9 protein-coding genes and 1 tRNA gene are annotated in these 13,327 nt (G+C 61.5%); all 10 read left to right on the top strand.

Annotated elements, in window-relative coordinates; all coding sequences use genetic code 11:
- A partial coding sequence (locus N511_RS0116450) for an EF-Tu/IF-2/RF-3 family GTPase (protein ID WP_027680288.1) occupies window positions 1-576 on the top strand: 576 nt, incomplete at its 5' end.
- A gap of 88 nt (window positions 577-664) precedes the next feature.
- Window positions 665-740, top strand: a tRNA-Trp gene (locus tag N511_RS0116445).
- Window positions 741-799: 59 nt separating this feature from the next.
- Complete coding sequence (gene secE / locus N511_RS0116440) at window positions 800-1,180, top strand: preprotein translocase subunit SecE (RefSeq protein ID WP_027680287.1); 381 nt, start codon at window positions 800-802, stop codon at window positions 1,178-1,180.
- Between the two features lie 12 nt (window positions 1,181-1,192).
- The gene (gene nusG / locus N511_RS0116435) at window positions 1,193-1,777 is read left to right on the top strand and encodes a transcription termination/antitermination protein NusG (protein WP_004634452.1); all 585 of its coding nucleotides are present in this window, start codon (window positions 1,193-1,195) and stop codon (window positions 1,775-1,777) included.
- A 176-nt stretch (window positions 1,778-1,953) separates the two neighbouring features.
- Window positions 1,954-2,385: a 50S ribosomal protein L11 gene (rplK, locus tag N511_RS0116430; RefSeq protein WP_004634453.1), complete on the top strand. Its 432-nt coding sequence runs from the start codon at window positions 1,954-1,956 to the stop codon at window positions 2,383-2,385.
- A gap of 2 nt (window positions 2,386-2,387) precedes the next feature.
- On the top strand, window positions 2,388-3,083 hold the full coding sequence (rplA, locus tag N511_RS0116425; protein WP_027680286.1) for a 50S ribosomal protein L1: 696 nt from the start codon (window positions 2,388-2,390) through the stop codon (window positions 3,081-3,083).
- 376 nt (window positions 3,084-3,459) lie between these two features.
- Window positions 3,460-3,966, top strand: coding sequence for a 50S ribosomal protein L10 (gene rplJ, locus N511_RS0116420; RefSeq protein ID WP_004634455.1), 507 nt, complete (start codon window positions 3,460-3,462; stop codon window positions 3,964-3,966).
- Between the two features lie 66 nt (window positions 3,967-4,032).
- A complete protein-coding gene (rplL, locus tag N511_RS0116415) occupies window positions 4,033-4,407 on the top strand; it encodes a 50S ribosomal protein L7/L12 (RefSeq protein WP_004634456.1) in 375 nt (124 codons plus the stop codon).
- Between the two features lie 449 nt (window positions 4,408-4,856).
- Window positions 4,857-8,963: a DNA-directed RNA polymerase subunit beta gene (rpoB, locus tag N511_RS0116410; RefSeq protein WP_027680285.1), complete on the top strand. Its 4,107-nt coding sequence runs from the start codon at window positions 4,857-4,859 to the stop codon at window positions 8,961-8,963.
- Window positions 8,964-9,090: 127 nt separating this feature from the next.
- A complete protein-coding gene (rpoC, locus tag N511_RS0116405) occupies window positions 9,091-13,320 on the top strand; it encodes a DNA-directed RNA polymerase subunit beta' (RefSeq protein WP_009241878.1) in 4,230 nt (1,409 codons plus the stop codon).
- The last annotated feature ends 7 nt before the right edge of the window (window positions 13,321-13,327 follow it).

Raw genomic sequence — 13,327 nt, 5'->3', positions numbered from 1 at the left:
GAGCGCGCTGTTGACGGTACGTTCCTGATGCCGGTGGAAGACGTGTTCTCGATCTCGGGTCGCGGCACCGTGGTGACCGGCCGTATCGAGCGCGGTGTGGTCAAGGTTGGCGAAGAACTGGAAATCGTCGGTATCAAAGCCACGCAAAAGACCACCTGCACGGGCGTGGAAATGTTCCGCAAGCTGCTGGACCAAGGTCAAGCAGGCGACAACGTCGGTATTCTGCTGCGCGGCACGAAGCGCGAAGACGTCGAGCGCGGCCAAGTGCTGTGCAAGCCGGGCTCGATCAAGCCGCACACGCACTTCACGGGCGAGGTCTACATCCTGTCGAAGGACGAAGGCGGCCGTCACACGCCGTTCTTCAACAACTATCGTCCACAGTTCTACTTCCGTACGACGGATGTGACTGGCTCGATCGAACTGCCGGCCGACAAAGAAATGGTCATGCCGGGCGACAACGTGTCGATCACTGTCAAGCTGATCGCGCCGATCGCCATGGAAGAAGGCCTGCGCTTCGCTATCCGTGAAGGCGGCCGTACCGTCGGTGCCGGCGTCGTCGCTAAGATCATCGAGTAAGTGCTGTAACTCTTCCGTGCGGCTGCCAACCGGCCGCACGTGAAGTGCCAGAGTGGGGTTGACCGAATGGCAACCCCAAAGCTGTTTTAGGGGTATAGCTCAACTGGCAGAGCGTCGGTCTCCAAAACCGAAGGTTGGGGGTTCGATTCCCTCTGCCCCTGCCAATTCATCAGCCGCGTCGCGCAGGAAAACGCGCCACGCGGCTTAGTCTCGTTTGGGAAACATGGCCAATCCGAACGTCGAAACCGTCAACACCGCCAGCGGCAAGTGGCTGCTGGTCTTGGCGTTCCTGCTGCTGGTTGCTGGAGTGATCGGTTTTTACTTGCTGGCGCAACAGCCAAGCTATGTCCGCGCTGCCTCGCTGATCGGCGGGCTGGTGCTGGGCGCGGGCGTTGCGCTGATGTCCGCACCTGGGCAAGGCTTCATCGAGTTCGCGCGTGAGTCCTACCGCGAAGTTCGCAAGGTGGTGTGGCCGACGCGCAAGGAAGCCGGGCAGATGACCGGTCTGGTGTTCGCGTTCGTCGTGATCATGGCCTTGTTCCTGTGGTCTGCGGACAAGCTCATCGAGTGGGTGATTTTCTCGCTCGTGTTGGGCTGGAAATAATCGGGTGAAGCCATGACGGATAACGTAGCGAACGACACGTCCACGGATTCGTCCGCACCGGCCTCGAAGAAGCGCTGGTATGTCGTGCATGCCTATTCGGGCATGGAAAAAAGTGTGCAACGAGCGCTGCAGGAGCGCATCGAGCGCGAAGGCCTGCAACATCTGTTCGGCCAGATTCTGGTGCCGTCGGAAGAGGTGATGGAGAGCAAGAGCGGTCGCAAGACCGTGACGGAGCGCCGCCTGTTCCCCGGCTACGTCTTTGTCGAAATGGAAATGACCGACGAGACCTGGCACTTGGTGAAGAACACTTCCAAGGTGACGGGTTTCATTGGCGGTACGGGCAATCGCCCCTCGCCGATTTCCAAGAGCGAAGTCGACAAGATCATGGCCCAGATCCAGGAAGGGGTCGAGAAGCCGCGGCCCAAGACGCTGTTCGAAGTGGGCGAAATGGTGCGCGTGAAGGAGGGCCCGTTCACCGACTTCAACGGCAACGTCGAAGAAGTGAACTACGAGAAATCGCGTCTGCGCGTTTCCGTGACGATCTTCGGGCGCGCGACGCCGGTCGAACTCGAGTTCGGTCAGGTCGAGAAGGTTTAAGAAATTCGGAGTGGTGGCGCAAGCCACTGCGCCAATCGCCCGGTCCGTTGGACTTGGTGGGCAACGGTGCCAAAGTCACCTGCGCCAACAGAGGAGCGTCGGCCTTGCGCCGGTGCGTTACCACTCAACAGGATTGCCATAGTCGTTTGAGCTAGGCAATCCGGATTGGAGTCAAGATGGCCAAGAAAATTATTGGCTTTATCAAGCTGCAAATTCCGGCTGGTAAAGCAAATCCGTCCCCGCCCGTCGGCCCGGCCCTGGGTCAGCGCGGTCTGAACATCATGGAGTTCTGCAAGGCGTTCAACGCGCAGACTCAAGGTATGGAACCGGGCCTGCCGGTGCCGGTGGTGATCACCGCCTTCGCCGACAAGAGCTTCACCTTCGTGATGAAGTCGCCGCCGGCGACCGTGCTCATCAAGAAGGCTGCCGGTATCCAGAAGGGTTCCGCCAAGCCGCATACCGACAAGGTTGGCAAGATCACCCGCGCTCAGGCAGAGGAAATCGCCAAGGCGAAGAACGCTGACCTTACCGCAGCTGATCTGGACGCCGCCGTGCGCACGATCGCCGGTAGCGCCCGTTCGATGGGTATCACGGTGGAGGGCCTGTAATCATGGCAAAGATTTCGAAGCGTGCGGCCGCGAACAAGGCCAAGGTCGAACGTACCAAGCTCTACCCGATTGACGAAGCACTGAGCCTCGTTCAGGAATGCGCCAGCGCCAAGTTCGATGAGTCCATCGACGTGGCTGTGCAACTGGGCATCGATGCGAAGAAGTCGGACCAGGTGGTTCGTGGTTCGGTGGTGCTGCCTGCCGGTACCGGCAAGTCGGTGCGCGTGGCCGTGTTCGCCCAAGGCGACAAGGCCGAGCAAGCCAAGGCTGCTGGCGCTGAGATCGTCGGCATGGAAGACCTCGCCGAGCAGATCAAGGCCGGCAAGATGGACTTCGACGTCGTGATCGCTTCGCCGGATACGATGCGCGTGGTCGGTACGCTGGGTCAGATCCTGGGCCCGCGTGGCCTGATGCCGAACCCGAAGGTCGGCACCGTGACGCCGGACGTTGCCACGGCCGTGAAGAACGCCAAGGCTGGTCAGGTGCAATTCCGTGTCGACAAGGCCGGTATCATCCACGCCACCATCGGCCGCCGCTCGTTCGAGCCGGCAGCGCTGAAGAGCAACCTGGCTGCACTGCTGGACGCACTGACCAAGGCCAAGCCGGCGTCGAGCAAGGGCGTGTACCTGCGCAAGGTCGCCGTCTCGTCGACGATGGGCGTGGGCGTGCGTGTTGACCAGGCAACCCTGGCTGCCTGATCGCTCTCGATCATTCGCACCGGGTGGCCCGATAACCATCCTGGTGTTAGTAGCTTTCTCTCGCGTGGCTTCGGCCGCGCGGACCCTCGAAGCTTGAGGGGCAAGACTTTGGGCAGTGGCAGACGTCTGCGCAAGCAGGCCGACGCCGCTGGTTATCAAAGACCGTTGGCGGTGTGGGGCTCCTTGGAGCCAACACCTTAATCGCAGCCCGCTCCGGAAACGGAGACGGACTTCAGCCAACGCAGATGGCGCCCCCGAAGGGAATGAGTGACTTTGGTATTGCCGAAGTGATTTGTGCCAATCGGACGCCGTACTTTTGGACTGACCGAGGTGAACGCAGTAACTGCGGAAACCGAAGTCGTTTTGGAGCTTAACCGTGGCACTCAATCTCGAAGATAAGAAGGCCGTCGTGGCCGAGGTAACGGCGCAAGTCGCCAAGGCCTCGACCATCGTCGTCGCCGAATATCGCGGTATCACGGTTGGCGATCTGACCAAGCTGCGCGCGCAAGCGCGCCAGCAAGGCGTCTACCTGCGTGTTCTGAAGAACACGCTGGCACGCCGCGCTGTTGAAGGCACGCCGTTTGCCGAACTCGCCGAGCAACTGACTGGCCCGCTGATCTACGGTATTTCCGAAGACGCAGTGGCCCCGGCCAAGGTGCTGAACGATTTCGCCAAGGGCAATGACAAGCTGGTGCTGCGCGCTGGTTCGTACGATGGCAAGGTTCTCGACGTCGACGCCGTGAAGGCGCTGGCAACGATCCCGAGCCGCGAGGAACTGCTCAGCAAGCTGCTGTTCGTCATGCAGGCGCCGGTGTCGGGCTTTGCCCGCGCCCTGGGTGCCCTGGCTGCCAAGCAAGGCGAAGGCGAGGCTGCAGCGGCCTGATCGGCTGCCGCATCACCGCGTACAGATCGCACGATCGATACCGAATCACATTCTGGAGTTATTCAAATGGCAATCACCAAAGACGACATCCTGGAAGCCGTTGGCGCGATGTCCGTGATGGAACTGAACGACCTGGTCAAGGCGTTCGAAGAGAAGTTTGGCGTGTCGGCTGCTGCCGTGGCCGTGGCCGGTCCGGCTGCTGCTGGTGGCGCTGCTGCTGCTGAAGAGCAAACCGAATTCACCGTGACGCTGAAGAGCGCCGGCGCGAACAAGGTTGGCGTCATCAAGGCCGTGCGTGAAATCACCGGCCTGGGCCTGAAGGAAGCCAAGGACCTGGTCGATGGCGCACCGAAGCCCGTGAAGGAAGGCGTCGACAAGAAGACCGCCGACGAGCTGGTGAAGAAGCTGGTGGAAGCCGGCGCGGAAGCCGAAGCCAAGTAAGTGCAGGTCTCGCGTGCCGCATCCGGTACGCGATAGAGGCTGGCAAAGGGAGATTTCCCGGCGCCAGCCTTTTTGCGCTTGTGGGACCGGTTGTTGAGCGATCCCGAAATCACGCTGTAAGTATTGTTGAAGTCTCTTTGCCGGGTTTTCCGGCAGCCGGCCTGGACAAGGCCAGCAGAGGTCAAACATCAGTGGCACACTAGGCAGTTCGCAGTCCGCTGATGTTTGTCTTCTGAACCGACTGCAGAAGGCAAGTTTGGTCGGGTACTCCCCCGTCCGTAGCATGGGCTCCATGGGCCCATGTGCGGGCGGCGCGCGCAGTACCGTCAGCCAGAGGTTGGTAGCGGCCAACCGCCAAATCCCGTCACCAGTCGCTGAACACCTCAAGTGTCAGGCGTGCCTTATCGCCTTAAGTCCGTCGCGCGCACTTGCGATGATTCGGAGATCCCATGGCGTACAGCTTTACCGAGAAAAAGCGTATTCGCAAGAGTTTCGCGAAACGCGCAACGGTTCATCAGGTTCCCTTCCTGCTTGCCACCCAGATTCAATCGTATGCCCAGTTCTTGCAGGAGAACGCTCCTGTTGCACAACGCAAGAGCGAAGGTCTGCAAGCGGCGTTCAACGCCATTTTCCCCATCGTGTCGCACAATGGTTTGGCACGCATGGAGTTCGTGTCGTACCACCTGTCCAACCCGCCGTTTGACGTCAAGGAATGTCAGCAGCGTGGTCTGACCTTCCACTCGGCGCTGCGCGCAAAAGTGCGCTTGATCATCAACGACCGCGAGAATCCCACCAAGGTCAAGGAGATCAAGGAGCAGGAAGTCTACATGGGCGAAATTCCGCTCATGACGTCCACCGGTTCGTTCGTGATCAACGGTACGGAACGTGTGATCGTGTCCCAGCTGCACCGTTCGCCTGGCGTGTTCTTCGAACACGACAAGGGCAAGACGCACAGCTCGGGCAAGCTGCTGTTCTCGGCGCGGATCATTCCGTACCGCGGCTCGTGGCTCGACTTTGAATTCGACCCGAAGGACATCCTGTACTTCCGCGTTGACCGCCGCCGCAAGATGCCGGTGACGATCCTGCTGAAGTCGATCGGCCTGACGCCGGAACAGATCCTGGCGCACTTCTTCGTGTTCGATAACTTCACGCTGAAGACCGAAGGCGCACTGATGGAATTCGTGCCCGAGCGTCTGCGCGGTGAAGTCGCTCGCTTCGACATTTCCGACAAGAACGGCAAGGTCGTCGTCGAGAAGGACAAGCGCATCAACGCCAAGCACATCCGCGACCTGGACTCGGCTGGCACCAAGCTGATCAGCGTGCCGGAAGACTACCTGCTGGGCCGCGTGCTGGCGAAGAACATCGTCGATCCGGATACCGGTGAAGTCCTGGCCAACGCCAACGACGAACTGACCGAAGGCGTGCTCGAGAAGCTGCGCGACGCCGGCGTGAAGGAAATCCAGACGCTGTACACGAACGACCTGGATCAAGGTCCGTACATGTCGGCCACGCTGCGCACGGACGACACGGCCGACCAGACCGCCGCGCGTATCGCGATCTACCGCATGATGCGCCCGGGCGAGCCGCCGACCGAAGACGCCGTCGAAGCGCTGTTCCAACGTCTGTTCTACAGCGAAGACTCGTACGACCTGTCGCGCGTTGGCCGCATGAAGGTCAACAGCCGCCTGAACCGCTCGACCGGTACCGGCCCGATGGTGCTGACCGACGAGGACATCCTCGACACGATCAAGCTGCTCGTGAACCTGCGTAACGGCAAGGGCGAAGTGGACGATATCGACCACCTCGGCAACCGTCGTGTGCGTTGCGTCGGCGAACTGGCGGAAAACCAATTCCGCGCCGGTCTGTCGCGCGTTGAGCGTGCCGTGAAGGAACGTCTGGGCCAGGCCGAAACGGAAAACCTGATGCCGCACGACCTGATCAACTCGAAGCCGATTTCGTCGGCGATTCGCGAGTTTTTCGGTTCGTCGCAGCTGTCGCAGTTCATGGACCAGACCAACCCGCTGTCGGAAGTCACGCACAAGCGTCGTATTTCGGCACTGGGCCCGGGCGGTCTGACGCGCGAGCGTGCGGGCTTTGAAGTCCGTGACGTGCACCCGACCCACTATGGCCGCGTGTGCCCGATCGAAACGCCGGAAGGTCCGAACATTGGTCTGATCAACTCGCTGGCGCTGTATGCACAGCTGAACGACTACGGCTTCCTCGAAACGCCGTACCGCAAGGTTGAAAACGGCAAGCTGACCGACCAGGTGGATTACCTGTCGGCCATCGAGGAAGGCAAGTACGTGGTGGCGCAGGCCAACGCGACGCTGGACAAGGACGGCAACCTGATCGACGAACTGGTCTCCGCGCGTGAAGGCAGCGAGCGTGAAACCCGTATGGTCACGCCGGACCGCGTGCAGTACATCGACGTGGCACCGTCGCAGATCGTGTCGGCTGCAGCATCGCTGGTGCCGTTCCTCGAGCACGATGATGCAAACCGTGCACTGATGGGCGCAAACATGCAGCGTCAGGCCGTGCCTTGCCTGCGTGCGGACAAGCCGCTCGTGGGTACGGGCGTCGAGCGCACCGTGGCAGTGGACTCGGGTACCGCCGTGCAGGCAACCCGTGGCGGCGTGGTCGACTATGTTGACGCGAACCGCGTGGTGATCCGAGTGAACGACGACGAAGCCGTGACCGGTGAAGTCGGCGTGGACATCTACAACCTGATCAAGTACACGCGTTCGAACCAGAACACGAACATCAATCAGCGTCCGATGGTGAAGGTGGGCGACATCGTTGCCCGCGGCGACGTGATTGCCGACGGCGCCTCGACCGACATGGGCGAGCTGGCGCTCGGCCAGAACATGCTGGTCGCGTTCATGCCCTGGAACGGCTACAACTTCGAAGATTCGATCCTGATCTCGGAGCGTGTCGTGGCTGAAGACCGCTACACCTCGATCCACATCGAGGAGCTGTCGGTCGTTGCCCGTGACACCAAGCTCGGACCGGAAGAAATCACGCGCGACATCTCGAACCTGGCCGAAGCCCAGCTGGCCCGCCTGGACGAGTCGGGCATCACGTACATCGGCGCCGAAGTAGAAGCCGGTGACGTGCTGGTCGGCAAGGTCACGCCCAAGGGCGAGACCCAGCTGACGCCGGAAGAGAAGCTGCTGCGTGCGATCTTCGGTGAGAAGGCGTCCGACGTGAAGGACACCTCGCTGCGCGTGCCGTCGGGCATGAGCGGTACCGTGATCGACGTGCAGGTCTTCACGCGTGAAGGCGTGGTGCGTGACAAGCGCGCCCAGTCGATCATCGACGAAGAGCTGAAGCGTTACCGCCTGGACCTGAACGACCAGCTGCGTATCGTGGAAGGCGATGCCTTCCAGCGTCTGGAGCGTCTGCTGGTGGGCAAGGTTGCCAACGGCGGCCCGAAGAAGCTGGCCAAGGGCACCGCGCTCACGAAGGAATACCTGGCCGATCTGGACAAGTGGCACTGGTTCGACATCCGCCCGGCAGAAGACGAAGTCGCACTGCAGCTGGAAGCCGTGAAGGTCGCCATCGAGCAGAAGCGCCACGACTTCGACCTCGCGTTCGAAGAGAAGCGCAAGAAGCTCACGCAAGGCGACGAACTGCCGCCGGGCGTGATCAAGATGGTCAAGGTGTACCTGGCCGTGAAGCGTCGTCTGCAGCCTGGCGACAAGATGGCTGGTCGTCACGGTAACAAGGGTGTTGTGTCGAAGATCACCCCGATCGAAGACATGCCCTACATGGCCGACGGCACACCTGCTGACATCGTGCTGAACCCGCTGGGCGTGCCTTCGCGGATGAACGTGGGTCAGATTCTCGAAACCCACCTGGGCTGGGCCGCGCGCGGTCTGGGCGAGCGCATCGGCAACATGCTCAAGGCGCAAGCCAAGGCTGCCGAGATCCGCAAGCTGCTGGAGCAGATCTACAACGAAAGCGGCAAGGTTGAAGATCTGGATAGCCTGTCCGACGCTGAAATCCTCGAGCTGGCCGAGAACCTGAAGAAGGGCGTGCCGTTCGCGACGCCGGTGTTCGATGGTGCGCATGAGGATGAAATCCGCCGCATGCTGGACCTCGCCTATCCGGAAGACATCGCGAAGGAGAAGGGCCTGACCGCTTCCAAGCAGCAGGTCACGCTGTTCGATGGTCGCACCGGTGAAGCCTTCGAGCGTCCGGTCACGCTGGGCGTGATGCACATGCTGAAGCTGCACCACTTGGTCGACGACAAGATGCACGCGCGTTCGACCGGTCCGTACTCGCTGGTGACGCAGCAGCCGTTGGGCGGTAAGGCCCAGTTCGGTGGCCAGCGTTTCGGTGAAATGGAAGTGTGGGCACTCGAAGCGTACGGCGCGTCCTACGTGCTGCAGGAAATGCTGACCGTGAAGTCGGATGACGTGAACGGCCGGACCAAGGTGTACGAGAACATCGTCAAGGGCGAGCACTCGATCGATGCCGGCATGCCGGAATCGTTCAACGTGCTGGTGAAGGAAATCCGCTCGCTGGGTATCGACATCGACCTCGAGCGCAACTAAGCGCCGATGCGGTGAGGGCGTGGCGGCAACATCGCCATGCCCTGGTAACAGCAGCCATTGACGAAGATTTAGGGCTGGCGCCTTTGGGTCACACCAAGGCGCCAGCCTCAAACTCAAGGAGTTTGGAATGAAAGCATTGCTCGACCTATTCCGTCAGGTACAGCAAGAAGAGCAGTTTGACGCGATCAAGATCGGCCTCGCGTCGCCTGAGAAAATCCGTTCGTGGTCGTTCGGCGAAGTCAAGAAGCCTGAGACCATCAACTACCGTACGTTCAAGCCCGAGCGTGACGGTCTGTTCTGCGCCAAGATCTTCGGCCCGATCAAGGACTACGAGTGCCTGTGCGGCAAGTACAAGCGCCTGAAGCACCGTGGCGTGATCTGCGAGAAGTGCGGCGTTGAAGTGACGCTGGCCAAGGTGCGCCGTGAGCGCATGGGCCACATTGAACTGGCTGCGCCGACCGCGCACATCTGGTTCCTGAAGTCGCTGCCGTCGCGTCTGGGCATGGTGCTCGACATGACGCTGCGCGACATCGAGCGCGTGCTGTACTTCGAAGCATTCGTCGTGGTGGAGCCGGGCATGACCGCGCTCAAGAAGAGCCAGATCATGTCGGAAGACGACTACCTGGCCAAGTGCGACGAGTACGGTGAAGGCGAATTCGTCGCCATGATGGGCGCCGAAGGCATTCGCGAGCTGCTGCGCGGCATCGACATCGAGAAGCAGATCGAGACGATCCGCGCCGAGCTGCAAGCTACGGGCTCGGAAGCCAAGATCAAGAAGTTCGCCAAGCGCCTGAAGGTGCTCGAGGCATTCCAGCGTTCGGGCATCAAGCCGGACTGGATGATCCTCGAAGTGCTGCCGGTGCTGCCGCCCGAGCTGCGTCCGCTGGTGCCGCTGGACGGCGGCCGTTTCGCCACGTCGGACCTGAACGACCTGTATCGCCGCGTGATCAACCGGAACAATCGTCTGAAGCGTCTGCTCGAGCTGAAGGCGCCGGAGATCATCGTGCGCAACGAAAAGCGCATGCTGCAGGAAGCGGTGGACTCGCTGCTGGACAACGGCCGTCGCGGCAAGGCGATGACCGGCGCCAACAAGCGTCCGCTGAAGTCGCTGGCTGAAATGATCAAGGGTAAGGGCGGCCGTTTCCGTCAGAACCTGCTGGGCAAGCGCGTGGACTACTCGGGCCGTTCGGTCATCGTGGTGGGCCCGACGCTGAAGCTGCACCAGTGCGGCCTGCCCAAGCTGATGGCGCTCGAGCTGTTCAAGCCGTTCATCTTCCACAAGCTCGAAACGATGGGCATCGCCACCACGATCAAGGCGGCGAAGAAGGAAGTGGAAAGCCAGACGCCGGTGGTGTGGGACATCCTCGAAGAGGTGATCCGCGAACACCCGGTGATGCTGAACCGTGCGCCGACGCTGCACCGTCTGGGTATCCAGGCGTTCGAGCCGGTGCTGATCGAAGGCAAGGCCATCCAGCTGCACCCGCTGGTCTGCGCGGCGTTCAACGCCGACTTCGACGGTGACCAGATGGCTGTTCACGTTCCGCTGTCGCTCGAAGCGCAGATGGAAGCGCGCACGCTGATGCTGGCGTCGAACAACGTGCTGTTCCCGGCCAACGGCGATCCGTCGATCGTGCCGTCGCAAGACGTGGTGCTGGGTCTGTACTACACGACCCGCGACAAGATCAACGGCAAGGGCGAGGGCATGACCTTCGCTGACATCTCGGAAGTGATCCGCGCCTACGAGAACAAGGAAGTCGAACTGGCTTCGCGCGTGAACGTGCGGATCACCGAGTATGAGCTGGTGAACCCGGAAGCCGACGGCGACGCCCGTTTTGCACCGAAGATCACGCTGCAATCGACCACGGTCGGCCGCGCGATCCTGTCGGAGATCCTGCCGAAGGGTCTGCCGTTCTCGGTGCTGAACAAGCCGCTGAAGAAGAAGGAAATTTCGCGCCTGATCAACACGGCATTCCGCAAGTGCGGTCTGCGCGAAACCGTGATCTTCGCCGACAAGCTGCTGCAGTCGGGCTTCCGCCTGGCAACGCGCGCCGGTATCTCGATCGCCATCGACGACATGCTGGTGCCGCCGGCCAAGGAGAAGATCATCTCCGAGGCAGCCGCCAAGGTGAAGGAATACGACAAGCAGTACATGTCGGGTCTGGTGACGGACCAGGAGCGTTACAACAACGTCGTGGACATCTGGGGCGCCGCCGGCGACCAGGTGGGCAAGGCGATGATGGAGCAGCTCCAGACCGAAGACGTGGTCGACCGCAACGGCAACACCGTCAAGCAAGAGTCGTTCAACTCCATCTACATGATGGCCGACTCGGGCGCACGGGGTTCCGCAGCGCAGATCCGTCAGCTCGCCGGTATGCGTGGCCTGATGGCCAAGCCGGACGGCTCGATTATCGAGACGCCGATTACCGCGAACTTCCGCGAAGGCCTGAACGTTCTGCAGTACTTCATCTCGACCCACGGTGCACGTAAGGGTCTGGCGGATACGGCACTGAAGACCGCGAACTCGGGTTACCTGACCCGTCGTCTGGTCGACGTGACGCAGGATCTGGTGGTGGTGGAAGACGATTGCGGCACCTCCAACGGCGTGGCCATGAAGGCCCTGGTCGAAGGCGGTGAAGTGATCGAAGCCCTGCGCGACCGTATCCTGGGCCGCGTGGTCGTCAACGACGTGGTGAACCCGGAAACGCAGGAAACCGCGATCGAAGCCGGCACGCTGCTCGACGAAGACATGGTGGACCTGATCGACGCGCTCGGCGTGGACGAGGTGAAGGTCCGCACGCCGCTGTCCTGCGACACGCGTTACGGCCTGTGCGCCAAGTGCTACGGTCGCGACCTCGGCCGCGGTGTGCTGGTGAACTCCGGTGAAGCAGTCGGTGTGATCGCTGCTCAGTCGATCGGTGAGCCGGGCACGCAGCTGACGATGCGTACGTTCCACATCGGTGGTGCGGCATCGCGTGCGGCAGTGGCATCGAGCGTGGAAGCGAAGGCAACCGGTACCGTGCGTTTCACGGCGACCATGCGTTACGTCACCAACGCGAAGGGCGAGCAGATCGTCATCTCGCGTTCGGGCGAAGCCCTGATCACCGACGACCACGGCCGTGAGCGTGAGCGCCACAAGATCACGTACGGCGCGACGCTGCTGGTCAAGGATGGTCAGTCCATCAAGGCCGGCACGCAGCTCGCCACGTGGGATCCGCTGACGCGTCCGATCATTTCGGAGTACTCGGGCACCATCAAGTTCGAGAACGTCGAAGAAGGCGTGACCGTCGCCAAGCAGATGGACGAAGTGACCGGTCTGTCGACGCTGGTGGTGATCGATGCGAAGCGTCGTACCGCTGCCACGAAGGGCATCCGGCCGCAGGTGAAGCTGCTCGACTCGTCGGGCGCCGAAGTGAAGATCCCGGGCACGGACCACTCCGTGACCATCGGCTTCCAGGTGGGCGCGCTGATCACCGTGAAGGACGGTCAGCAAGTGCACGTGGGTGAAGTGCTTGCACGTATCCCGACCGAATCGCAGAAGACGCGTGACATTACCGGTGGTCTGCCGCGTGTGGCCGAACTGTTCGAAGCCCGTTCGCCGAAGGACGCCGCCGTGCTGGCGGAAGTCACCGGTACGGTTTCGTTCGGTAAGGACACCAAGGGCAAGCAGCGCCTGGTGATTACGGATCTCGACGGCAATGCCCACGAGTTCCTGATCGCCAAGGAAAAGCAGGTGCTGGTGCACGACGGCCAGGTGGTCAACAAGGGCGAAATGATCGTCGAAGGCCCGGCCGACCCGCACGACATCCTGCGTCTGAAGGGCGTGGAAGAGCTGGCGACCTACATCGTCGACGAAGTGCAGGACGTGTACCGTCTGCAAGGCGTGAAGATCAACGACAAGCACATCGAAGTGATTGTTCGTCAGATGCTGCGCCGCGTGCAGATCGTCGATACCGGCGACACCCGCTTCATCCCGGGTGAACAGGTGGAGCGTTCGGACCTGCTCGACGAGAACGACAAGGTGATCGCGCTGGGCAAGCGTCCGGCGACCTACGAAAACCTGTTGCTGGGTATTACGAAGGCATCGTTGTCGACCGACAGCTTCATCTCGGCGGCGTCGTTCCAGGAAACCACGCGCGTGCTGACCGAAGCCGCCATCATGGGCAAGGTCGACGACCTGCGTGGTCTGAAGGAAAACGTCATCGTCGGCCGTCTGATCCCGGCCGGTACCGGCTTGGCCTACCACCGCGCCCGCAAGGCGAAGGAAGTGGCCGACCGCGACCGCGCTGCAGCGATTGCCGAAGAGGAAGCCGCTTCGATCTTCGAAACGCCTGCTGTTCAGCAAGAAGGCGACGCGTAAGCGATCG

Origin of the sequence: Ralstonia sp. UNC404CL21Col (genome assembly GCF_000620465.1) — a bacterium.
Classification (GTDB): Bacteria; Pseudomonadota; Gammaproteobacteria; order Burkholderiales; family Burkholderiaceae; genus Ralstonia; species Ralstonia flatus.
This window is presented reverse-complemented; position numbering and strand designations above follow the sequence as displayed.

Excerpts from the sequence above, each read along its gene's own strand:
- secE (WP_027680287.1), top strand. The coding sequence starts at position 800 with ATGGCCAATCCGAACGTCGAAACCGTCAACACCGCCAGCGGCAAGTGG.
- nusG (WP_004634452.1), top strand. The coding sequence starts at position 1,193 with ATGACGGATAACGTAGCGAACGACACGTCCACGGATTCGTCCGCACCG.
- rplK (WP_004634453.1), top strand. The coding sequence starts at position 1,954 with ATGGCCAAGAAAATTATTGGCTTTATCAAGCTGCAAATTCCGGCTGGT.
- rplA (WP_027680286.1), top strand. The coding sequence starts at position 2,388 with ATGGCAAAGATTTCGAAGCGTGCGGCCGCGAACAAGGCCAAGGTCGAA.
- rplL (WP_004634456.1), top strand. The coding sequence starts at position 4,033 with ATGGCAATCACCAAAGACGACATCCTGGAAGCCGTTGGCGCGATGTCC.
- rpoB (WP_027680285.1), top strand. The coding sequence starts at position 4,857 with ATGGCGTACAGCTTTACCGAGAAAAAGCGTATTCGCAAGAGTTTCGCG.
- rpoC (WP_009241878.1), top strand. The coding sequence starts at position 9,091 with ATGAAAGCATTGCTCGACCTATTCCGTCAGGTACAGCAAGAAGAGCAG.